General features: G+C 65.4%; 18 protein-coding genes and 3 pseudogenes. 12 read left to right on the top strand and 9 right to left on the bottom strand.

The window, feature by feature from the left end:
• Window positions 1-20 precede the first annotated feature (20 nt).
• The 4 genes from H9L12_RS05775 to H9L12_RS05760 are packed head-to-tail and all read left to right on the top strand — an operon-like array spanning window position 21 to window position 3,721.
• A complete protein-coding gene (locus H9L12_RS05775) occupies window positions 21-407 on the top strand; it encodes a glycosyltransferase family protein (protein WP_187542993.1) in 387 nt (128 codons plus the stop codon).
• A complete protein-coding gene (locus tag H9L12_RS05770; protein WP_187542992.1) occupies window positions 371-1,306 on the top strand; it encodes a hypothetical protein in 936 nt (311 codons plus the stop codon). Before H9L12_RS05775 ends, H9L12_RS05770 begins: the two co-directional genes overlap by 37 nt.
• A gap of 35 nt (window positions 1,307-1,341) precedes the next feature.
• Window positions 1,342-2,382, top strand: coding sequence for a DUF2336 domain-containing protein (locus tag H9L12_RS05765; RefSeq protein WP_187542991.1), 1,041 nt, complete (start codon window positions 1,342-1,344; stop codon window positions 2,380-2,382).
• Between the two features lie 13 nt (window positions 2,383-2,395).
• The gene (locus H9L12_RS05760; RefSeq protein ID WP_187542990.1) at window positions 2,396-3,721 is read left to right on the top strand and encodes a sensor histidine kinase; all 1,326 of its coding nucleotides are present in this window, start codon (window positions 2,396-2,398) and stop codon (window positions 3,719-3,721) included.
• Here the strand turns inward: H9L12_RS05760 and H9L12_RS05755 are convergent.
• Window positions 3,718-5,003: pseudogene (locus tag H9L12_RS05755) on the bottom strand (citrate synthase). The gene H9L12_RS05760 and the pseudogene H9L12_RS05755 sit on opposite strands and share 4 nt — an antisense overlap.
• The gene (gltX, locus tag H9L12_RS05750) at window positions 5,000-6,421 is read right to left on the bottom strand and encodes a glutamate--tRNA ligase (RefSeq protein ID WP_187542989.1); all 1,422 of its coding nucleotides are present in this window, start codon (window positions 6,419-6,421) and stop codon (window positions 5,000-5,002) included. Before gltX ends, H9L12_RS05755 begins: the two are co-directional and overlap by 4 nt.
• 115 nt (window positions 6,422-6,536) lie before the next feature.
• Between gltX and H9L12_RS05745 the strand changes: the two genes are divergently transcribed.
• Window positions 6,537-8,636 (top strand): ComEC/Rec2 family competence protein, encoded by a 2,100-nt coding sequence (locus H9L12_RS05745; protein WP_187542988.1) that lies wholly within the window; start codon window positions 6,537-6,539, stop codon window positions 8,634-8,636.
• On the opposite strand, the gene H9L12_RS05740 is transcribed toward H9L12_RS05745, so the two are convergent.
• The 5 genes from H9L12_RS05740 to H9L12_RS05720 are packed head-to-tail and all read right to left on the bottom strand — an operon-like array spanning window position 8,614 to window position 13,546.
• Complete coding sequence (locus tag H9L12_RS05740) at window positions 8,614-9,945, bottom strand: COG3904 family protein (RefSeq protein ID WP_187542987.1); 1,332 nt, start codon at window positions 9,943-9,945, stop codon at window positions 8,614-8,616. The two genes, H9L12_RS05745 and H9L12_RS05740, sit on opposite strands and share 23 nt — an antisense overlap.
• A gap of 9 nt (window positions 9,946-9,954) precedes the next feature.
• Window positions 9,955-10,299 carry a VOC family protein gene (locus H9L12_RS05735; protein WP_187542986.1) on the bottom strand — a complete coding sequence of 115 codons (345 nt, stop codon included), beginning with the start codon at window positions 10,297-10,299 and terminating at the stop codon, window positions 9,955-9,957.
• 1 nt (window position 10,300) lies between these two features.
• Window positions 10,301-10,948, bottom strand: a complete 648-nt coding sequence (gene lexA, locus H9L12_RS05730) for a transcriptional repressor LexA (RefSeq protein ID WP_187542985.1) — start codon at window positions 10,946-10,948, stop codon at window positions 10,301-10,303.
• 60 nt (window positions 10,949-11,008) lie between these two features.
• On the bottom strand, window positions 11,009-11,599 hold the full coding sequence (locus tag H9L12_RS05725; protein ID WP_187542984.1) for an anthranilate synthase component II: 591 nt from the start codon (window positions 11,597-11,599) through the stop codon (window positions 11,009-11,011).
• Between the two features lie 12 nt (window positions 11,600-11,611).
• The gene (locus tag H9L12_RS05720) at window positions 11,612-13,546 is read right to left on the bottom strand and encodes a peptidyl-prolyl cis-trans isomerase (RefSeq protein WP_187542983.1); all 1,935 of its coding nucleotides are present in this window, start codon (window positions 13,544-13,546) and stop codon (window positions 11,612-11,614) included.
• Between the two features lie 91 nt (window positions 13,547-13,637).
• On the opposite strand from H9L12_RS05720, the gene tpiA reads away from it, so the two are divergent.
• The 7 genes and pseudogenes from tpiA (at window position 13,638) to trxB (ending at window position 20,444) form a co-directional block, all read left to right on the top strand.
• The gene (gene tpiA / locus H9L12_RS05715) at window positions 13,638-14,375 is read left to right on the top strand and encodes a triose-phosphate isomerase (RefSeq protein ID WP_187542982.1); all 738 of its coding nucleotides are present in this window, start codon (window positions 13,638-13,640) and stop codon (window positions 14,373-14,375) included.
• Between the two features lie 55 nt (window positions 14,376-14,430).
• A complete protein-coding gene (secG, locus tag H9L12_RS05710) occupies window positions 14,431-14,814 on the top strand; it encodes a preprotein translocase subunit SecG (protein WP_187542981.1) in 384 nt (127 codons plus the stop codon).
• Between the two features lie 74 nt (window positions 14,815-14,888).
• Entirely contained in the window at window positions 14,889-16,523 is a 1,635-nt protein-coding gene (pyrG, locus tag H9L12_RS05705) for a CTP synthase (RefSeq protein ID WP_187542980.1), read from the top strand.
• 317 nt (window positions 16,524-16,840) lie between these two features.
• Window positions 16,841-17,616 (top strand): annotated as a pseudogene (locus H9L12_RS05700) (MauE/DoxX family redox-associated membrane protein).
• Between the two features lie 41 nt (window positions 17,617-17,657).
• Entirely contained in the window at window positions 17,658-17,936 is a 279-nt protein-coding gene (locus H9L12_RS05695; protein ID WP_187542979.1) for a hypothetical protein, read from the top strand.
• Between the two features lie 55 nt (window positions 17,937-17,991).
• Window positions 17,992-19,434 carry a hypothetical protein gene (locus H9L12_RS05690; protein ID WP_223177154.1) on the top strand — a complete coding sequence of 481 codons (1,443 nt, stop codon included), beginning with the start codon at window positions 17,992-17,994 and terminating at the stop codon, window positions 19,432-19,434.
• A gap of 44 nt (window positions 19,435-19,478) precedes the next feature.
• Window positions 19,479-20,444 carry a thioredoxin-disulfide reductase gene (gene trxB / locus H9L12_RS05685; RefSeq protein ID WP_187542978.1) on the top strand — a complete coding sequence of 322 codons (966 nt, stop codon included), beginning with the start codon at window positions 19,479-19,481 and terminating at the stop codon, window positions 20,442-20,444.
• Here the strand turns inward: trxB and H9L12_RS14400 are convergent.
• Together H9L12_RS14400 and H9L12_RS05675 are read right to left on the bottom strand one after the other, a co-directional pair.
• A pseudogene (locus H9L12_RS14400) lies at window positions 20,339-21,002 on the bottom strand (GNAT family N-acetyltransferase). The gene trxB and the pseudogene H9L12_RS14400 overlap by 106 nt on opposite strands.
• A complete protein-coding gene (locus H9L12_RS05675) occupies window positions 20,932-21,225 on the bottom strand; it encodes an acyl carrier protein (RefSeq protein WP_187542977.1) in 294 nt (97 codons plus the stop codon). The pseudogene H9L12_RS14400 and the gene H9L12_RS05675 overlap by 71 nt, the downstream one beginning before the upstream one ends.
• Window positions 21,226-21,285 lie beyond the last annotated feature (60 nt).

Below are 21,285 nucleotides of genomic sequence, written 5' to 3'. Positions count from 1 at the left end.
TGACCGCCGAGCAAAGCGAAATGGACCGAGCGAGGGGGTGGAAATCGCCGGCGGCGCTGCCCTATGCTGGTTTTCAGGGGAACGGGCAAAAGGGATTGAGGGCAGGCATGGCGCTTGGCGCGCTGATCGGCGCCTATCAGGAGGATGAAGCGGGCGGCCTTCGCGCGCTGCTTCCGCTCGCCGGCCAAACCTTGCTGGAGTACCAGGCGCGCTGCCTCGCTGCCGCCGGCGCCTCGCCGATCGTCGTCCTCGTCGAGCGGATGCCGCCAGCTATCAACGAGGCAATCGAACGGCTTCGGGGGAGGGGATCGGTCTCATCCCCGTCAGTGACGGAGTCGAGGCCGCAAGCCGATTCGAAGCGGGAAGCGATGTGCTCCTGCTCGCCGATGGGGTCGCCGCCGACATGACCGATGTCACGGCGCTGGCGGAACAGGACGGCGCCGTCATCCTCACTGTCCCGGATGACGAAGACCATGCCGGGTTTGAGAGGATCGACGCCTCGCGGCGCTGGGCCGGCGTTGCTCGGTTCGAGGCGAGCCTGCTGGGGGCCACCGCCGCCATGCTCGGTGACTGGGACCTGCAATCGACGCTGTTGCGACGCGCGATCCAGGCCGGCGTCCCGCTTCGCGCTGCTGCTCTTGGCGAGGGAGCGGGCCCCTTGCTGGCCGAGGACGAAGCGTCGCTGGCCGGCTTCGAGCGTCGCTTGCTCGTCGCTTCTCGCGGCGCCCGCGACGATTGGGTCGCTCGTTACCTCCTACCGCTGGTCGAAGAGATTGCGACCGAGCGATTGATGGAAACCCGCGTCGCGTCCGATTGGCTGATATATGCCGCCGTCGCGCTGAATACGGTCGCGGCGTTCGCCTTCACACGCGGATGGCTCGGGCCTGCCGTTGCATTGATGGTCCTTTCCTTGCCGCTCGACCTCGTCGCACGCCGAATTGGTCTTCTCCGGCTCCGTCCCGTCAGCGCGCGCTCGGTCGGTGCCAGGCTCCTGTGGCCATCGGCGGGGCTGGCCTTGCTCGCACTTGGCTGGTTCGTGACCCGGCAGGGAGTTGGCGGCTGGGGCGCGATCATGGCGGCGTTCGCCGCCGCAGGCTTCGCCGAAGCGTTCAGGCTCGAGCGCGGCTCGATCGATGTTCCTGGCAAATTATGGTTGTTTTCCAGGCGGTCGGCAGTGATTGCTGCTATCCCGTTTGCGCTTCTCGGTGCCTGGAACTCCTATCTTGCCTTGCTGGCGCTCTACGCCGCGGCAAGCTTCTTCCTTGTGCAGCATGTCCGGCATCGGGACAGTGGCCAAGGCGATTGACGACGCGTTAAGGCCCTTGGGCTAACAGACGCTCGATGATGCCCGTCGAATGGCCGATCGCTGCCTCGTCAGCCGACCAGTCCGTCTCCCCTGCGCGTGGGGTGGGCCGCGACCGGCTGTCCGCCGTCCGGGCCGATTTTTTCCTCGACGATCGCGCGCGCCTGACCGAGCAGGAGCGGGCGCTGATGGGCTCGATGCTGGCGGCGTTGCTGGATCAGCTGGTCGACGAGATTGCCGTCGCGATGCCGGCCGCGCTGGCCGATCATGTCGAGCTCGCCCGGCCGACGTTGCTTCGCCGCCTCTGGGACAGCGGCGCGCTCGACCGCCCGGGACTCATCGGGCTGCTCCTTCGCCGCACCGACGAACAGCGGCTGTCCTCGCCACAAGCCGCTGGGCCGGTCGAAAGCCTGGTCGGTGACGACGACGAGGATATTGCCGAAGCGGCGATGGCGTTGACCGTTGCCCGCGGTCGCCGTCGTGACCGATTTGGGCGGCTCGGCATCGAATTCGACGATCTGCTTGCTGAAGAGGCCGTGGCGCTCGTCCACCTGGTCGCCGCCGCCATCCGCGGCGGAATGGGCGGCAGCGGACCCGCCAACGATACCGCCATTGCTGCGGCGGCCAAGGCTGTTCTGGCCCGTCACGACGAGGGCAATCGTCTCGACGCACGGGTCTCCGGCCTGGCTTTTGCGCTCGTCGACGGGCGGCGTGGCAACGATGCCGTCGCCGCTTCGCTGGCGGAAGCAGGCGAAGTCGCTCTTCTCTCCGCCCTGCTCAGCGTTCGCGCCGGTATCGAACCTGCCACCGGCTGGCTGATGATGGTCGAACAGGGAAGCTATTGCGCCATGCTGCTGGCACGCCTTGCCGGACTGGAACGGAGCACCGCGGCCCGGATCGTGGTCGCGATCGGCGACATGCTTGGCATAGCGGATCCGGCTGAAGCGATTGGCCAGTTCGACCGCATTGACGGCCCGGAACTCGACGCCCAGCGAGGCTGGCTCCGACTGCCGAAGGTTTATCGGGATTCTATCGAGGCCTTGGGGCCGGGAAGTGCTGGAGCCAGCGGTCTTGGCTAGCCGGGAATTGCCCGTGACCGGACGGATCGACCGCGACGGCCGCCTGGTGTCGGCCGATGCGGCGCTGCTTCAGCTACAGGAAGCGGCTGGCTCCACCTTGGGGCGACCGCTCGCCCTTCCGCAGCTCGCGGCGCTTGCACGATCGGCACTTACGCTGGTCGTGCCCTTGTCGCGCTCGGTGTTGGCGGCCAACGATCAACACGACCTCGACCTGTGGGTGCGCGCCGAGCCGGACGACGAGGGAGTCACCCTGCGCATCGAACGATGGAACGAGCGCGCTCCGTCGCCGCCGCGACTGGCGCTGGTCAGCAACAACGGCGAACCGGAGGAGCCGGACATACCGCAGGCTCCGGAGCCCGATCCCCTGATCTGGCAGACCGACGCCGAGCTTCATTTTACGAGGATCTCGCCGGCACTGGCCGAACTGCTCGGCTCGACCGAGGAAGACGCCATCGGCCAGCCGCTGACTCGCCTGCTGCGGCTGGTCGAGGACGATGATGGCCGGATGCCGCTGCTCGTCGCGCTGGCGGCTCGCGAGGAGATGGTGGCGCAGCGCGCCCACCCGCGTGGTTCTCCGGACGAGGATATCCGCCTGACCGCCCAGCCGATGCTCGACCCCGACGGCCGCTTCACCGGGTTCTCGGGCCGCGCCGTTCACGACGGCGTATCCAGCACGCCGTCGGCGGAGGACGCCGTCCTGATCGACCATGCGCTCGACGAGGCGCTTCGCTCACCGCTCGACCGGATCATCGACGCAGCCGACCGGATCGTCGAGCGTACCGACGGGCCGCTGCGTAGCGATTATGCCAGCTATGCCGGCGACATCGCCGCCGCAGGCCGCCATCTGCTGTCGGTCATCAGCTCGATGTCGGAAGAAGCGTCGATCAGCGCCTCGAGCGTCGATCTTGCCGCGCTCGTGCGCGAGGCCGACGGCCTGCTTGAGGCCGCCAGCGAGGCTCGCAAGGTCACCGTCGAGATCACCGCGCCCGAAACGCGCATCCATGCCAAAGGTGAAGCGCGCGGGATCGTCCAGATCCTCGTCAACATCCTGGGTAACGCCATTCGCCACTCGCCCGAAGGCGGGAAAGTGAGTGCGGCCTTCGCCCACGATGGGGCCACCGTGTCCGTGACGATCGCGGACCAGGGACCCGGCATCGCCCCGGCCGACCAGCAGCGCATCTTCGAACGCTACGAACAGGCGGGCAGCGCATCGGGCGGCAGCGGGCTCGGCCTTGCTATCTCACGCCGCCTCGCGCGCTCCATGGGCGGTGACATCATGCTGAAAAGCGCGCCGGGCGAGGGCGCGCATTTCACGCTGACCCTTCCGATCGCGTCCTAACGGTTGTTGACCGCGACATAGTCGCGGTGGGTGGCGCCGACGTAAAGCTGGCGCGGACGGCCAATCTTCTGCTCGGGATCCGAAATCATCTCGTTCCACTGCGCGACCCAGCCGACGGTGCGGGCGAGGGCGAATAGCGCCGTGAACATTTCGGTCGGGAAGCCGATCGCGTTGAGGATGACGCCCGAATAGAAGTCGACGTTCGGGTAGAGCTTCTTTTCGATGAAGTAAGGATCATTGAGAGCGATGTGCTCAAGTTCCTTGGCAACATCGAGCACCGGATCGCTCTTGCCCAATTCCTTCAGCACCTCGTCGGCGGTCGCCTTCATCACCTTCGCCCGCGGGTCGAAGTTCTTGTAGACGCGGTGGCCGAAGCCCATCAGGCGGAACGGATCGTTCTTGTCCTTGGCCCGGGCAATGTACTCCGGAATCCGCTTCACGTTGCCGATTTCGCGCAGCATGTTGAGCGCGGCTTCATTCGCTCCCCATGCGCCGGACCCCACAGGCAAGCGATGCCCGCCGCAATGCAGGCGAATGGGTTCGCACCCGACGAACCGGCGAGGCGGACGGTCGAGGTAGATGCATTCTGCTCATGGTCGGCATGGAGGATGAAAATCCGGTCCATTGCCCGCTCGATGATCGGATTGACCTCGTAGGGTTCGGCCGGGACGCCGAACGTCATCCGCAGGAAGTTGCCGGTATAGCTCAGCGAATTGTCGGGGTAGAGGAATGGCTGGCCGATCGAATATTTATACGCCATCGCCGCAATTGTCGGCATCTTGGCGATCAGCCGGTGCGAGGCAATCAGCCGCTGCTGCGGGTCGGTGATATCGGTCGAATCGTGATAGAAGCTGGAAAGCGCGCCGACGACCCCGCACATGATCGCCATCGGGTGGGCATCGCGCCGGAACCCGCGGTAGAAGGTCGCCAGCTGCTCGTGCAGCATCGTGTGACGGCTGATCGTGTAGGCGAACTCGTCCAGCTCCTTCTGCTTCGGCAGGTCACCGTGGAGCAGCAGGTAGGCGACCTCGAGGAAGGTCGACTGCTCGGCCAACTGGTCGATCGGATATCCGCGATGGAGGAGGACGCCTTCATCCCCGTCGATGAAGGTGATCGCGCTTTGGCATGACGCGGTCGACGTGAATCCGGGATCGTAGGTGAACATCCCGGTGTCGCCGTAGAATTTGCGGATGTCGACCACGTCGGGACCGACCGAACCGTTGATGCGCGGGTATTGGATATCCTTGCCTTCGTTGTTGAAGGTCACGGTCTTGTCGCTCATTCAATCGGCTCCAGCATCTGATCGGCGATCCGGTTCAGGCTTTCGTCGCGCCCCAACAGGGCGAGGACGTCGAAAATCCCCGGGGAAGTCGTTTTGCCCGTCAGGGCCGCGCGAAGCGGTTGGGCGAGTTTGCCTAGCTTAACTCCCGACTGCTCGGCAATATCCCGCACTGCAGCATCGGTCGAATCGTGCGTCCATCGGTCGAGCGCCGCGAGGGCCGCATGCGCCCGGCCGAGCAGGCGTCGACTGTCCTCGTCGAGCAGCGCCGCTGCCTTGTCATCGACCTGAAGCGGCCGGGCCGCGAACAGGAACTCCGCTCCGTCGGCGAGTTGGTTGAGATCGTGCGCTCGCGCCTTCAACTCGGGCATGGCGCGAACCAGGAGATCGCGGCCCGCCGCATCGAGGCTGAACTTCGGGGCAAGGAGATCCGCCAGGCGGCCGTCGTCGGCTTCGCGGATGTAGTGGCCGTTGAGATTCTCGAGCTTCTTGAGGTCGAACCGGGACGGGCTCTTGCCGACGTGTTCGAGGTCGAACCACTCGATCGCCTGATCCAGCGCGATGATCTCGTCGTCGCCGTGTCCCCAACCGAGGCGGAGCAGATAGTTGACCAGCGCTTCCGGCAGGATGCCCATTTCGTCGCGATACGCATCGACGCCCAATGCTCCATGCCGCTTCGACAGCTTGGCACCGTCAGGCCCGTGGATCAGCGGAATGTGAGCGTAGGCCAGCTCCGGCCAGCCCATGGCGCGGATGATGCCCAGCTGGCGGAACGCGTTGTTCAGATGGTCGTCACCGCGAATAATGTGCGTGACGCCCATATCATGGTCGTCGACTACGACTGCCAGCATGTAGGTCGGCGTGCCATCGGAACGAAGAAGGACGAAATCGTCGATTTCGGCATTACTGACGGTCACCCGGCCCTGGACGAGGTCGTCGATGACCGTTTCGCCGTCCTTTGGAGCCTTGAGGCGAACGACGAACGGGCGGTCCGTGGGTGCATCGCCCGGCTCGCAGTCGCGCCATTCGCTCCGAATCCTGAACGGCCGACGTTCGGCCTGCGCGGCGGCGCGACGTTCGGCCAGTTCCTCGTTGGTGAGGTAGCAGCGATAGGCATGGCCATTGGCGAGCATCGCCTCGGCTACCTCGGCGTGTCGCGCGGACCGTTCGAACTGGAAGGTCGGCTCGCCGTCACCCTCGATGCCCAGCCAGGTCAGGCCGTCGAGAATGGCGTCGATGGCGGGCTGGGTAGAGCGTGCGCGGTCGGTGTCTTCGATCCTCAGCAGGTACTTTCCGCCATGGTGGCGGGCGAACAGATAGTTGAACAGCGCCGTGCGCGCGCCGCCGATATGCAGATAGCCGGTCGGGGAGGGGGCGAAACGGGTAACGACGCCCGGAATCTTGGCAGGTGCACTGGTCATAATGTGGCTTGCGCGGGGCGCGAATTCCTTTTGGTTGCCGGGGCCGATGAACGAGGTGAGCGCCCCTAACATAGTGGTCGCGCCGCTGGAACCGGCGCACCCATCCTTTTTGCCTGTGTTCCGGGACAGGTTCCTGGCGCGGATAGAGGCCTTGCTGGAAGCGGAGCGCGGACAACTCCCGCTGTGGTTCGTCGCCTGCTTTGGCGCGGGCATCGCCGGCTGGTTCTGGGTGGGCGGGGAGCGTGGCTGGATCGGCTTGATCGCCTTTGCCATGTCGCTGGTGGCCGGCGGGGCCGCATTGGGGCAGGGGCTTCGGTCATCACGCGCCCTGGTCGCCGGCGGTCTCGCGCTTGCGGCAGGCTGCGCACTGATCTGGTGGAGATCGGAGCATGTGGCGGCGCCGCGGCTTGCCAGACCTGTGATCGTCGAGTTCGCCGGAGCGATCGAGCGTGTCGAACATCTTGCCGCCAAGGGCGACCTGCGCTTGGCGCTGTCGGTGATCGACGACGACACCCTGCCGCCGCGGGTACGGGTATCGGTCAAGGCGGACGACAACGCCGACGTGCTTCTGCCGGGTGCTTCGGTTTGGATGCGGGCCCGGCTCCAGCCGCCACCGCCGATGGCCTTGCCCGGCGGGCATGACTTCGCTCGCGACGCCTGGTTTCGGGAAATCGGCGGTGTCGGACGGGCGCTCGGTGCCGTCGAGGTGATGAGGCCGGGAAAGGGTGGCGGCCTCGACCGGCTTCGCGATCGGCTCGGCAGTCATATCCGGACGGTCCTGCCGGGCTCTACTGGCGGCATCGCGACCGCGCTCGCAACAGGAGACCAGGCGGGCGTCCGCGATGAGGACGCAGAGGCCATGCGCCGTTCGGGTCTCACCCACCTGCTGTCGGTCAGCGGTCTGCACATCGCCGCCGTCGTGGCAGCGGCAATGCTGCTGTCGCTGCGCTTGCTGGCCTTGTCGGAACGGCTCGCGCTGCGACTGAACCTGGTCCTCATTTCGGCCGGTATGGGTGCGCTTGCAGGTGTTGCCTACACGCTGCTCACCGGGATGCAGGTGCCAACGGTGCGCAGTTGCATCGCGGCGCTACTGGTGCTGGCCGGAATCGCTCTCGGCCGGGAGGCGATTAGCCTGCGTCTCGTCGCCGTCGGCGCGCTGGTCGTGCTGCTGTTCCGGCCCGAAGCGATCGCCGGAGCCAGTTTCCAACTAAGCTTCGCCGCGGTCACCGCGATCATCGTTGTCCACGGCTTTGCGCCGGTTCGCAACTTTCTGGCCCGACGCGAGGAACCAGTCCCTTTCCGCATGGGCCGCTCGCTGGCCGGCCTGTTGATCACCGGCCTCGCGGTCGAGATTGCGCTGATGCCATTCGCGCTCTATCACTTCCATCGTTCCGGACTTTACGGCGTCGCGGCCAACCTGATCGCCATCCCCCTCACGACCTTCGTGATCATGCCGCTGGAGGCAGCGGCATTGCTGCTCGACGTGGTCGGCCTCGGCGCTCCTGTGTGGACGGCAACGGGCTGGGCGATCGATCTCTTGCTGGCACTGGCGCGCCGTGTCTCCAGCGCGGACGGGGCTGTGACGATGCTGCCGACCATGTCCCGCGCGGCCTTTGCCGCGATGGTGGCCGGCGCACTCTGGATCGCGTTGTGGACCAGGCGCTGGCGATGGTGGGGCCTGGCGCCGCTTGCCGCCGGCGCTGCGCTCGCGGCGTCGGCACCAGTACCGGACTTGCTCGTCACCGGCGACGGCAGGCACATGGCCCTGTTGGCGCCCGACGGTCGGCCACTACTACTCCGTGCCAAGGCAGGCGACTTCATGCGGAACGTCTTGGCGGAGGCGTCCGCATTCGACGGCGATCCGGGGGCGCTGGAGGAGCAGGCCCTTGCGCGCTGCTCTCGCGAGGCTTGCCTCGCTGACATCGAGCGCAGCGGGAAGGCGTGGCGAATCCTCGCCATTCGCCAGCCCGACCGTATCGAATGGACTCGCCTGACCGCCGCCTGTGCCGACGCCGACGTAGTCATCGCGGAACGGCGATTGCCGCGCGGCTGCACCCCGCGTTGGCTGAAACTTGACCGGCCCGCCCTCGAACGCGTTGGCGGTGTTTCCGTCTACCTCGGCGAAATCCCACGTATCGAAACAGTCGCCGGCCGGCTCGGCCAACTTCCGTGGGGGACATCAGGGGCGTTGGTCACGCCGCGTCGCAATCCTTGACGGTCACGTCGGCAATTTCTTCGCCTTTCGTCCCCACATAGTGGAAGCGAAAGCTTGCACCCATCTCGATCAGCCGGGCCCGGGGACTGTCGCACAGCATTGCACGAAGATTGCGATCCAGCGCCCGCTTCATCGCGGCGAGTTCCGATCGGCTAAGGGGCCGAAGCACGCTGTATCGGACCGAGAGTTCGTTACCTTGCCGAGACACATTGTCGATGCGCGTGACTTCGTCGACGAGCTGGCCCACTGCTGCCCGGTCTGCGGCGAACATGGTCGCCAACGTCTCCTCCATCCGCTCACGGCGCGCGCGATCGTTGCCGACGACGACTTCCTCCGCCGACAGCACGCCGGCGTCGACCATGTCGGCATGCACCGGGTACCACATGTCGTTCGGCTCGGTTTCCATGATCCGGTCGACGAAGGCAGGTGAGACGCCGGCCTTGATATAATCGTCGCGATTGATGCGAATGATCTCGGCGCGGTCAGAGGCGCTGAGGCCGGGAAAATCGGGCTGGTGAAAACCGACTGTCGCCATCGGGTCTGCACTGCGGTCCTTTCCCGCCATGAGCAGCAGCGTGCAGGCAGATTCGCAGTCGCGCTCAACCCGCGTCGACCAACCGCGCGCCTTGATGATTTCCGCCATGCGGAGCGCTTCGGCGATCCGTCCGCCGGGCGACTGCAACTCGACGGTCCGGAGCGATCCCGCGTTTGCAATCGCCTTTTCGAAGCGGTGAGCGGTTCCCGCCGTGATCGCGCCGCGCAACAGCATTCGCTTGCCGCCGTCGACCAACGTCAGCTTGGCCGGGTCGCCGATCGGGTCGCGGCCGACGGCAATCAGCGCGAACTCGCGCGATTGTGCCCAAAGACCGGGCGTCGCGGCAAACAGTGCCAGGGTGCTGAAGATGGTCATGCCGCGGGCAATGAAGCCCCACGCCGGCGATCCGCCGCGCGCGGGATGGCGTCCCGCGGAACGCCACACGCCGACGATCGACCAGATGGAAGCCGCGTAGACCAGCAGCACATAAAACAGGAACGCCACGGCGAAGTAAGCAAGGTCGATGCTGGTCGCGCCCATCGACTTCAGCGTGAGGCCGACGATGGTGAGTGCAAAGTTCGCCAGGAAACTGTTCAGCCAGTAGCTTTGCGCCAACGGAAGCTGGCCGCGCCAATGGCGAAGCAGGTAATTGCCGTCTGCTAGCGCTTCCTCTTCGAGCACACTGCCATACGGATCATAAGCGTCGACGCGATACCCCATGCCACATCCCCCCTGTTCGGCACGGGTGGACGCTGGCAGCCGACGGTCGGTCACGCAAGCCCGCTAGCGGTCGCTCCACACGGCAAGCTCGCTTCCAGACGGATCGATGAAGTGGAAACGGCGCCCACCCGGAGAGGCGAAGATGGCCTTGGCGATTACGCCGCCCGCGTCGCTGACCGCGTCGAACACCGCTTCAAGATCATCGACCCGCACCACCGGCAACGGCGCGGACAAGGCATCGTCGGGCTGGCCATTGAGGCCAACGTCAAGGTCTCCGGTCGTGGTCGCCGCATAGTCCGCGCCGTAGTCGGTGAACGTCCATCCGAACGCTTTTGCGTAGAATGATCGGGTCAGTTCATGCGCGGTGACGCTGGGCAATTCGACGTAGTCGATGCGGGGGGGAGCCATCCTAGTATCGGCGGATAAGACCCGCGAGGCGGCCTTGGATCTGGACCTGGTCGGGGCGATAGCGCTGCGCTTCGTAATGACGGTTGGCCGGGTCGAGGCGGATCATCTGACCCTCGCGCCGGAAGGTCTTGAGCGTCGCATGCTCGGCATCAATCAGCGCGACGACGATCTCGCCCTCGCGCGCGGTCTCGGTCTTGCGGATAAGGGCGTAATCGCCGTCGAGGATACCTTCCTCGACCATCGAGTCGCCCGACACTTCGAGCGCGTAATGTTCGCCCGGCCCGAGCAGTGCGGCCGGAACCGCGAAGCCCTCGGTGCCCTGCAACGCCTCGATCGGCGTGCCGGCGGCGATCCGGCCATGCAGCGGGATTTCGATCATGTCGTTGGCAGGCGCAGGCACGAGCGGTCGGGGCGCTGCCGTCGCGGCCACCGCCGCATCCGGCATCCGCAGCACCTCGAGCGCACGCGCCCGGTTGGGAAGGCGGCGAATGAAGGACCGTTCCTCGAGTGCCGAGATCAAGCGATGCACGCCCGACTTGGACTTGAGGTCGAGCGCCTCGCGCATCTCGTCGAAGCTCGGGCTGACTCCGGTTGCAGCCAACCGATCCTGGATGAAGCGAAGCAATTCATGCTGCTTGGACGTAAGCACGTCGATCTCCCGGCGCAAAAGGAACGAACGGGGAACGTGTAGGCAACGTAACGGGGTAGGTCAAGCGAGTTCAGCGCACCTGCCGACAAAGGCGCGTAGCAGGACGAGGCCTTGTTCGCTGGCGACGCTCTCCGGGTGGAACTGCACGCCGTGCGCCGGTGCCTGTGCATGCCGCATGGCCATCACTGTGCCATCATCACTCCACGCGTTCGCGACGAGTGGCGGCTTCGGGTCCGGCACGGCCAGCGAATGATATCGAGTGGCCGCGAAGGGTGAGGGGAGGCCGGTGAACAGGCCCGACCCGTCGTGCCGCACGGCGGCAACCTTTCCGTGGATCGGCGCGGTGCGCTCGACCGTCGACCCGCACGCCACGGCCAGCGCCTGGTGTCCCAGGCAAACGCCGAGAAAGGGGACACCGCGCCTCACGCACTCCCCGGCAAGCGCGACCGAAATCCCCGCTTCCGCTGGCGCCCCCGGTCCCGGCGAGACGACGACGCCGTCAGCATTGGCCGCAATCGCTTCATCAACCGTCAGCGCATCGTTGCGTTCGACCCGGACCTCTGCACCGGCCTGCAGCAAATAGTCGGCCAGCATGAAGGTGAAGCTGTCGACGTTATCGATCAGCAGCAACCGGGGCTGTCGCGCCGTCATGACGCTTGGAATCTAGTTGGTGACCTGCGTCAGCCGCTTCTTGGCCGCCGCGATCGCATCCTCGTTGCGCTTGACGCTGATGTCCTTGCGGAGCGCGCTCATGAACTGCTGGGCAAGTTCCTGTGACAAGGTCTGCTGCATCTCGACCTGTACCCGGCTGATGATGCCCGGATTCGTCGAGGCGTTGCCGGGGACGATGCGCGTGGTGCGAACGATGAAGAAACCGCGCTGTTGCGGATCGGCCACCATCCGGCTCTTGCCCTGGGGCAGGGAAAACAGCATCCGCAGCGGTGCGATGCTTGCCTGGTCGGCTTGACGAAGCTGGATGCGGCGAGCGGTCACCGTCGATGGCGGCGACACGCCCTTGCCGGCGGCCTTCGTCGCGTCGGCAAGGCTCTGGCCGGCGGCCACCTTGGCGGCAATCGAGGAAGCGACCGCGCGAGCCTGGTCCGCAGCGCGTTTCTGGATCCAATCGGTGGCGACGCGGTCACGGATGCTTGCCAAGGGGGCCGGCGCGGCGGGCACGAGGCGCCCCAGCCCGACAATGACATAGCCGCTCTTGTCGGCCAGCTCGTCGACGACCGGATCGTCATCTTCACTCAGGTCGAAGCCGCTCTTCAAGGCTTGCGCGTAGTTGGCCGGCACGGTGTAGGCAGGGTCCGTCAGGCTCTTGCCGGCGGAATTGATCAGGGGGGTGTCGGTGATCGCCAGGCCCGATGCCCGGGCCGCATCTGCAAAGCTGGCGCCATCGGCAATCGCATCTTCGACGCGTGAGACGGCATCGGCGACCGCGTCCTTGCGCTTGTCCGCGGTGAGCTTGGTGACGATTTCGGCGCGTGCCGCGGCCAGCGACTTGCCGCTGGCGGGCTGGACCGCATCGATGCGGATGACGTGCCAGCCAAGGTCGGACTTCACCGGACCGACGATCGCGCCGGAGGCTGCCGAAAAGACGGTGTTGGCGACGGCAGCGCCGGCCAGCCCGGTGAATTCGGACTTGCTCTGCGGACCGACGCTGACGTCCTCGGCCGAAAGGCCGGCAGGCGCGGCGGCGGCGGCGAACGGCGTTCCGCTCTTGGCCCGGGCAGCAATTCCCGCGGCGACCTTCTGGTCCTGGACGACGGCCTGGCTGATGACCCGTTTCTCCTCGCCGCCATAGGTGGCGGCGTTGGCCTTGTAGTAGGCAGCGATCTCCTGGTCCGTCGGTGCGGGCACGGGGACCTTGTCCGCGGCGATCGTCGCGAAGCGCAGCACCCGCTGCTCGGGCACCATGTAGCGCCCCTTGTTCTGGTTGTAGAACGCCTGGAGGTCGCCGACAGTAGGTGTCAGTCCCTGCTTGAACGCATCGGTCAGCACCAGCGCGACCTCGCCCTGGCGCTGTTCGAGCAGGACAGAGGCATAGGGAGTCGCCATCCCGACCGACATGCGCGGACTGGCTGCGACCGGCAGCAGGATGGTGCGTTGGAGGATATCGGTGGAGATCAGGCGCCGGACCCAGGCGTCGGTCAGGTTCTCGGATTGCAGCCAGCGGGCATAGCCTTGCTCGCTGAACTTCCCATCCAGCCCCTTGGCCTGGGGAAGGTTGGCGATCTGGGCGTCAACCAGGCGGCGCGAGAGGATGATGTCGTTGTCGGCAGCGAAGGCGGCCATCAGCCGTTCGTTGACCAGCTCGTCGACGATCTGGTCGAACTGGCCCGCCAGGGCTGCCGGAGTGATCTCGGGATTTTCCCGACGCTGCTGGGTCAATGCGCGGTCGAACATGGTGCTGAGGTCGCGTTCCGTGACCTGTTCGCCGCCGACCTTGGCGATCGTTCCGCTGCCCGTGCCAAAGCCGCCCCCGAGGTTATTCATGTCGGCAACCGCGAAGCTGCCGACGATCAGGACCAGGAACAGCACCATGATGCCGGTCCCGACCTTGGACTTGGACAGGCGGCGAAAGGCAGACGACATCGGGATACTCGCGCTATGAAAATTCGAAGGGTCGCTTTAGGGGCGGCAACGCGCCGCCGCAACTGGCCGGGGCGAGGAGGGGACAAGCGTCATGCGTCGAATGCTGGTGGCCGGGAACTGGAAGATGCACGGCCTTGCGGCGGATATTGCGGCGATCGCGGAAATTGCCCACGCCGCTGGCGACAACCCGCAGTCTGATGTCGCGCTGTGCTTGCCGGCAACTCTCATCGAACGCGCGGCCCGCGCCGTTCCCGGCTTCGCCATCGGCGGCCAGGACGTGCATCCGGCGCCGAAGGGCGCGCACACCGGCTGCGTTTCCTCCGCGATGCTGCTCGACGCGGGTGCTTCCCTGACCATCGTTGGCCATTCCGAACGGCGTGAAGCGCAGGGCGAAACCGACGCCAACGTCCGCGCCAAGGCCGAGGCCGCGCTGGCGGCCAGGCTCGGCGTTATCCTTTGCATCGGCGAGAGCGATGCGGTCCGCGAATCCGGACAGGCTATCACCACCGTAACCGCGCAACTCGACGCCTCACTTCCCGGCTCCGTAACCGCTGACAGGTTCGCGATCGCCTATGAGCCGATCTGGGCGATCGGCACCGGCAAGGTGCCGTCGGTCGCGGATATCGAGGAAATGCATGCCGCGCTGCGCCTCCGCCTGATGGCCGCCTTCGGTGACGAGGGCGACAGGATTCGCATTCTATACGGTGGCTCGGTCAAGGCATCGAACGCGGCAGAAATCTTCGCGGTCGCCGATGTCGACGGTGCGCTGGTCGGCGGGGCCAGCCTTGCAGCAGCGGATTTCATCCCCATCATCCAGGCAACGCGTTGAGTTTTCACGGCGTCCTCAGTAAGGGCGCGCCACCACCTTTGATCGAAAGACCGTCATGTTCACCTTCCTCCTGATCGTCCAAGCGCTCGTCGCCGCCTCGCTGGTCGGCGTGATCCTCATGCAGCGATCGGAAGGTGGCGGGCTCGGCGTCGGCGGTTCGTCGGCCGGGTTTATGACGGCGCGCGGCGCGGCGGATTTCCTGACCCGCGCCACCGCGATCCTGGGCGGTATCTTCATCATCCTGTCGATCGTGCTTGCCGCGATCGCCGGCGTGACCCGCGAAGCGCCGAAGATCGACACGTCGCTGGTCAAGGACACCCCGGCCCAGCAGGCGCCCGCGGCCAACCCGATGACGCTTCCGGGCGCAGCGCCGGCGCAGCCGTCGAACGGCGCGCAGCCGGCCAACCAGCCCGCCCCGGCGGTCCCGCTCGCCCAGTAAGCGCAAGCTTTTTTCGAATTATCTGATTCGCGCGCTTGCCAGTGGGCGGCGCGCATCCCTAAGGCTCGACTCCCATGGCGCGGTATATTTTCATCACCGGCGGCGTGGTCTCCTCGCTTGGCAAAGGTCTCTTGGCGGCATCGCTCGGCGCGTTGCTGCAGGCGCGGGGCTATTCTGCACGTATTCGCAAGTTCGATCCCTATCTGAACGTCGATCCGGGGACGATGAGCCCCTACCAGCACGGCGAGGTGTTCGTCACCGATGACGGCGCGGAAACCGACCTCGACCTCGGCCATTATGAGCGCTTCACCGGCGTGTCGGCGCGTCAGTCGGACAATATTACCTCCGGCCGCATCTATCGCGACATCATCGCGCGCGAACGGCGCGGCGACTATCTCGGCGCGACCGTCCAGGTCGTCCCGCACGTCACCAACGCCATCAAGGAATTCGCGCTCGCCGACACCGACGGCCTCGACTTCGTCATCTGCGAAATCGGCGGGACCGTCGGCGACATCGAAAGCCTTCCGTTCGTCGAGGCGATCCGCCAGCTCAAGAACGACCTTGGCCGCGGCCAGTCGTGCTTCGTCCACACCACGCTGGTTCCGTACCTTGCGGCGGCCGGCGAGCTGAAGACCAAGCCGACCCAGCATTCAGTGCGCGAGATGACCAGCTACGGCATCCAGCCCGACGTCCTGCTCTGCCGCGCCGAACGGGAGATCCCGGAGGGTGAGCGCGCCAAGATCGCGCTGTTCTGCAACGTGCCGAAGTCGGCGGTCATCCAGGCGCTCGACGCCCGCTCGATCTATGACGTGCCGCTTCAGTATCACGGCGAGGGCCTCGACGACGAGGTGCTGCGGGTGTTCGGGATCGAGGACGCGCCCGCGCCGGACCTGTCGCGCTGGACCGACATCATGGACCGCATCGACCATCCCGAAGGGGAAGTGACGATCGGCGTCGTCGGGAAATATGTCGGGCTGCCCGACGCCTACAAGTCGCTCCGCGAAGCGCTGGTCCACGGCGGCATTGCCAATCGCGCCAAGGTCCACATCCGCTGGCTCGACGCCGAGATGTTCGAAAAGGACGATGCGAACCTCGCTGCCGAGCTCGAACCACTGCACGGCATCCTGGTCCCCGGTGGATTCGGCGAGCGCGGTAGCGAGGGTAAGATCGCCTCGGTCCGCTTCGCCCGCGAGCGCGGCGTGCCCTTCTTCGGTATTTGCCTCGGCATGCAGATGGCTTGCATCGAAGGGGCGCGAAATACAGCCGGGATCGCCGCCGCCTCGACTACCGAATTCGGGGAAACTGCCGAACCCGTCGTGGGTCTCATCACCGAATGGATGAGCAAGGAAGGCCTCCAGCAGCGCAATGCCCAGACCGACCTTGGCGGTACGATGCGGCTCGGCGCCTATGACGCGAAGCTGACCGGCAACAGCCATGTCGCCTCGGCTTACGGCACGACCGAGATTTCGGAACGCCACCGCCACCGGTACGAGGTCAATGCGCATTACCGCGATGCCCTGGAAAAAGGCGGGCTGGTTTTTTCCGGCATGTCGCCAGACGGCCAGCTCCCCGAGATCGTGGAGCGGCCCGACCATCCCTGGTTCATCGGTGTCCAGTTCCATCCGGAGCTCAAGAGCCGGCCATTCGATCCGCATCCGCTATTCGCCGGCTTCATCGGCGCCGCGCTAAAGCAATCACGGTTGGTGTAGGTCGTTTCGCAACCGCTTCATTTGCTGTTCAGGATAATTCAGGTTAAATGCCTGGCATGCGGATCGCGCTTGCCTTTGCACTCCTCATCGGAACGGCTCCGGCCGCTGCGTTGGCTGGCAACACCGTTCAGAACGAGCAGGTGAAGAAGCAAGCCTGCGCGCGCCCGGCTGGCGATCCCCAGCGCGCCAAGGCGCCTCGGACCGATTGCCGCACAAGGACGGTTCCGCCGATCGTCGACCCGACGCCGACCTTCATCCTTTAGTCGGCAGTAAAAACGCTTGATTCCGTACCATGGTACGGAAGCTAAGCATGTGCCATGAACAACGATTCGTACCCAAAGACGGCCGTAATTCACCGCATGGTGATGGCGAACCATGTCTGTCCGTGGGGCCTCAAGGCGGTCGACCTGCTTCGACGCGAGGGCTTTACGGTCGAGGATCATCACCTCACGACGCGTGAGGAAACCGACGCATTCAAAGCGCAACATGCGGTTGCGACAACTCCCCAGATTTTCATCGGGGACAGCGCATTGGCGGCTACGACGACCTTCGGCGTTACCTTGGCAAGCCGGTCGCCGATTCCAAGGCCGTCAGCTATCGCCCCGTCATTGCCATTTTCACCATCACTGCACTGATGGCGCTGGCGACGAGCATGGCGGCGTTCGGCGATCCGTTCACGGTCCAGGCACTGAAATGGTTCATCGCATTTTCGATGACCGTCCTCGCCATGTTGAAGCTCCAGAATGTCGAAACCTTCTCGGCGATGTTCCTCAACTACGACCTGCTCGCGCGCCGCTGGGTTCCTTACAGCTACATCTATCCGTTCGCTGAGGCGTTGGCGGGTGTCCTGATGATCGCCGGCGTTGCACACTGGCTATCGATTCCGATTGCACTGACGATCGGATCGATCGGCGCCGTTTCGGTATTCAAGGCAGTCTATATCGACCGCCGGGAATTGAAGTGTGCCTGCGTAGGTGGATCGAGCAACGTGCCGCTTGGCTTTGTCTCGCTTACCGAGAATCTGCTCATGATCGGCATGGCAGTCTGGATGCTGGTTGAACCCGGAAGCGGGCATCACGCGTTGGCGCGCTGATGATCCCGCTAGTCCAGTCTTTTCTGAAGTGGGCAGCGTTGATGGCGCTGCTGTTGTCGCCATTGGCGATGCAGCCTGCGGCCGCCGCACCGACGACAGTAGTCAAGGCCTCGGTGCTGGGCCATTGTGAGGAAAAGGCGCCAGCCCAAGGCAAAGCAATGTCGAGCGACTGCACGATGGGCTGCGCCTCCGCCCTCCCTGCCGCCCCGTTCGTCGGAGCGCCTCAACGTCGTCCGACGTCATCGTTCGAGCCGTCCGCCCAACTTGCCGCGCTCACGGGACGCCATCTCGAAATCGAGATCCCGCCTCCCCGAGACTGATCCCGCCGCGCTCCGTGCCGGCAAGTCCGGCAACCATCCTTATCATGGGTGCGGCATGTCGCGCCCGGGAGAAATCGTCTTGAACTACCGTTACCTCGCCGCGGCCAGCGCGTTTGCGCTGGCCAGCCTTTCCTCGCCGGCCGTGGCGCAAGAGCACCAACATCATCCGGGCATGACCATGCCGATGCCGGAACCCAAGCCTGCCCCAAAGGTCGAGCCGAGCTCCACGCCGCCCCCTGCGCCGGATGCTGCGCCACCGTCAGCGACTGATCACTCGGCGCATGGGATGGAAGAAACGGCGGTGCCAGCCATGCCGGCGCACGGTTCCATGTCGCCAACACACAGCATGACCGGCGCCTACGGCTCATATCCGTCGGCACGGGAATCGTCGGGGACGGCGTGGCAGCCGGACACGTCCGACCACAGCGGCCTGATGACCATGGCGGGCGATTGGTCGCTTATGCTCCACGGCGAACTGACCCTCGTGCATGACTGGCAGGAGGGGCCTCGCGGCGATAGCAAGAATTTCGCCGCCGGGATGCTGATGGGCACCGCCCGTCGCTCGCTTGGCAACGGCACGCTGCAGTTCCGCGCCATGGTCAGCCCCGATCCGCTGATGGGCAAGCGTGGCTATCCCTTGCTGCTCGCCAGTGGCGAGACCGCCGACGGCGTCACCCGCATCGTCGACCGCCAGCATCCCCACGACCTGTTCATGGAATTGTCGGCCAGCCTGTCGCAGCCGATCGGCAAGGACGCATCGGCATTCATTTATGCCGGCCTGCCCGGAGAGCCTGCGTTCGGCCCGCCGGCGTTCATGCACCGGCAGTCGATCAATGTTTCGCCCGAGGCTCCCATCAGCCATCATTGGCTCGATTCGACCCACATCAGCTTCGGCGTGCTCACCGGGGGCCTCATCGTCGGCCCGGCCAAGGTGGAGGTGTCTCGCTTCAACGGCCGCGAGCCTGACCAGCGGCGCTTCAACATCGAAACCGGTCCGCTCGATTCGACCGCGGTCCGCGTTTCGCTTAACCCGACCCGGACGCTGTCGCTCCAGGCCAGCTGGGGTCATTTCGTCGAACCCGAACAGCTCGAGCCCGGCGAGAATCAGAAGCGACTCTCGGCAAGTGGCCACTGGACGGTGCCGCTCCGGCAAGGCAGCTGGGCGACCACGATCGCGTGGGGTCGCAAGTCTGCCCATGGTCACGACGCTGACGCCGTCGCGCTCGAATCGTCACTCAACTGGAACCGCTGGACCTTGTTCGGCCGTGCCGAACGCACGGAAAACCGTGAGCTGTTCGCGGATCCGGAGATCGAGACGGAAGCCTTCAAGGTCGGGAAGGCCAGCGTCGGTGCACTGTACGAACTGCCGCTCGCCAGCCATCTCAAGCTCGGCCTCGGCGGCCTTTACGCCTTCAATTTCGTGCCCAAGGCACTGGAAGGCGAATATGGCGGCGATCCCAACGGCGCGATGGCGTTTGTGCGCCTGAAGATCGACTGATCGGGGCATTGCGGGCGGGTGCCCGGCATCTTAAGTGCCGGGGCATGAGCAACATCGTCTCCACCCGCCTGCTGGTGCTCGGCTCCGGCCCGGCCGGTCTCACCGCCGCCATCTACGCCGCACGCGCGGGCCTTAGCCCGATCGTCGTCCAGGGCATCCAGCCCGGCGGCCAGTTGACCACGACGACGGACGTCGAGAACTATCCAGGCTTTCGTGACGTGATCCAGGGCCCTTGGCTGATGGAGGAAATGCAGGCGCAGGCGGAGCATGTCGGCACCAAGATGGTGTGGGACCACATCAATTCGGTCGACCTGTCGCGCCGACCCTTCGTGCTGAAGGGCGACAGCGGCGAATATCATGCCGATACGCTGGTCATCGCCACCGGCGCCCAGGCCAAGTGGCTTGGCCTGCCGTCGGAAGAATTGATGAAGGGGAAGGGGGCCTCGGCCTGCGCCACCTGCGACGGCTTTTTCTATCGCGGAAAGAAGGTCGCGGTGATCGGCGGCGGCAACACCGCGGTCGAGGAAGCGCTCTACCTCACCAATCACAGCCATGACGTCACGCTGATTCACCGCCGCGATTCGTTCCGCGCGGAAAAGATCCTGCAGAATCGCCTGTTCGCCCATCCCAACATCAAGATCATGTGGGACAGCGAAGTCGCGGAGTTCGTCGGCGGCGGCAATCCCGAGACGTTGGTCGGGCTCGACGTCCGCAACGTGAAGACCGGTGCGATCACCCGCCTCGACGTCGACGGCGCGTTCGTCGCCATCGGTCACAAGCCCGCGACCGAATTATTCGCCGGGCAGCTGGAGCTGGACGACGACGGCTATCTGAAGGTCGAGACCGGATCGACGCGGACGTCGATCCCCGGCGTATTTGCCTGCGGTGACGTTATGGACAAGATCTACCGCCAGGCGGTGACCGCCGCCGGGACCGGCTGCATGGCTGCTTTGGACGCCGAGAAGTTCCTGGCGGCCGAAGAGTTCGAGGCGCTCGAAGCCGCCGAGTGACGGCAGTCGAGGCTAAGGCGGAAGAATAGCATCCCCTCGACCCCTGCCGAATGGTAGGTTTCGACCGCTTCGAAGCCGCACCGTCGATAAAGCGCTTGCGCTTCGACCATGCTGGCCAGCGTGTCGAGGTAGATCGCACGGTATCCCGCCGTTTTTGCAGCCTCGATGGCCGCGCCGACCAGCATGAAACCGAGTCCGTCCGCGACAGTCTGGCGCGACGTAGAGGCGCTTCATTTCGCAGGCGTCCGCTTGCCTCATCGGCCGCAGCGCGACGCAGCCGATGACGGCATCATCCGGGCCCCGCGCGACGATGATCGTGCCGGCCGGCGGTGCATATTGGCCGGGAAGGGAGCGGACCTCTTCCTCGAATTCTTGGAAGGTCAGGTCGCGCGGGAGGCTGGCGGCATATTCACGGTAGAGGCCCGTCGCGTCCGCAAGGTTCTGCCCTGACGTCGCCGGTTCCAGGCGAACATCGGGGGACACTTGATTACTGGAGGGCCTTGCGGCGCGCGAAGGCGAGGAGGCTGCCGTAGGTCGCGAAATCCTCGGCCTCGACATCGTCGTCCTCGATCAGGATGCCGAGTCGCTCCTCGATCGCCGTCAGGAGCGTCGCGACCGCCATCGAGTCCAATTCTGGCAGCGCACCGAACAATTCGGTTGCGTCGGTGAACCCAGCGACCCGTTCGCGGGACAGGGACAATGTTTCCTGGAGGATAGCGCGGAGCGTCGAATCCAACTCGTCGAAATCGCTCGTCGCCACGCTGACTTGCCCCGTCGTCATAGTGGGCAGACGCCTAATCGCTGCGTTGCACAAGGGCAAGCTTTGCGAACCCGCGTGCGT

Origin of the sequence: Sphingomonas rhizophila (genome assembly GCF_014396585.1) — a bacterium.
In the GTDB taxonomy this organism is placed as follows: domain Bacteria; phylum Pseudomonadota; class Alphaproteobacteria; order Sphingomonadales; family Sphingomonadaceae; genus Sphingomicrobium; species Sphingomicrobium rhizophilum.
This window is presented reverse-complemented; position numbering and strand designations above follow the sequence as displayed.

Bases quoted from the DNA above. Each gene is read 5' to 3' on its own strand.
- H9L12_RS05775 (WP_187542993.1), top strand. From the start codon at position 21: ATGGACCGAGCGAGGGGGTGGAAATCGCCGGCGGCGCTGCCCTATGCT.
- H9L12_RS05765 (WP_187542991.1), top strand. From the start codon at position 1,342: ATGATGCCCGTCGAATGGCCGATCGCTGCCTCGTCAGCCGACCAGTCC.
- gltX (WP_187542989.1), bottom strand. From the start codon at position 6,421: ATGACCAGTGCACCTGCCAAGATTCCGGGCGTCGTTACCCGTTTCGCC.
- H9L12_RS05735 (WP_187542986.1), bottom strand. From the start codon at position 10,299: ATGGCTCCCCCCCGCATCGACTACGTCGAATTGCCCAGCGTCACCGCG.
- H9L12_RS05725 (WP_187542984.1), bottom strand. From the start codon at position 11,599: ATGACGGCGCGACAGCCCCGGTTGCTGCTGATCGATAACGTCGACAGC.
- H9L12_RS05720 (WP_187542983.1), bottom strand. From the start codon at position 13,546: ATGTCGTCTGCCTTTCGCCGCCTGTCCAAGTCCAAGGTCGGGACCGGC.
- tpiA (WP_187542982.1), top strand. From the start codon at position 13,638: ATGCGTCGAATGCTGGTGGCCGGGAACTGGAAGATGCACGGCCTTGCG.
- secG (WP_187542981.1), top strand. From the start codon at position 14,431: ATGTTCACCTTCCTCCTGATCGTCCAAGCGCTCGTCGCCGCCTCGCTG.
- pyrG (WP_187542980.1), top strand. From the start codon at position 14,889: ATGGCGCGGTATATTTTCATCACCGGCGGCGTGGTCTCCTCGCTTGGC.
- H9L12_RS05695 (WP_187542979.1), top strand. From the start codon at position 17,658: ATGGCGCTGCTGTTGTCGCCATTGGCGATGCAGCCTGCGGCCGCCGCA.
- H9L12_RS05690 (WP_223177154.1), top strand. From the start codon at position 17,992: ATGTCGCGCCCGGGAGAAATCGTCTTGAACTACCGTTACCTCGCCGCG.
- trxB (WP_187542978.1), top strand. From the start codon at position 19,479: ATGAGCAACATCGTCTCCACCCGCCTGCTGGTGCTCGGCTCCGGCCCG.
- H9L12_RS05675 (WP_187542977.1), bottom strand. From the start codon at position 21,225: ATGACGACGGGGCAAGTCAGCGTGGCGACGAGCGATTTCGACGAGTTG.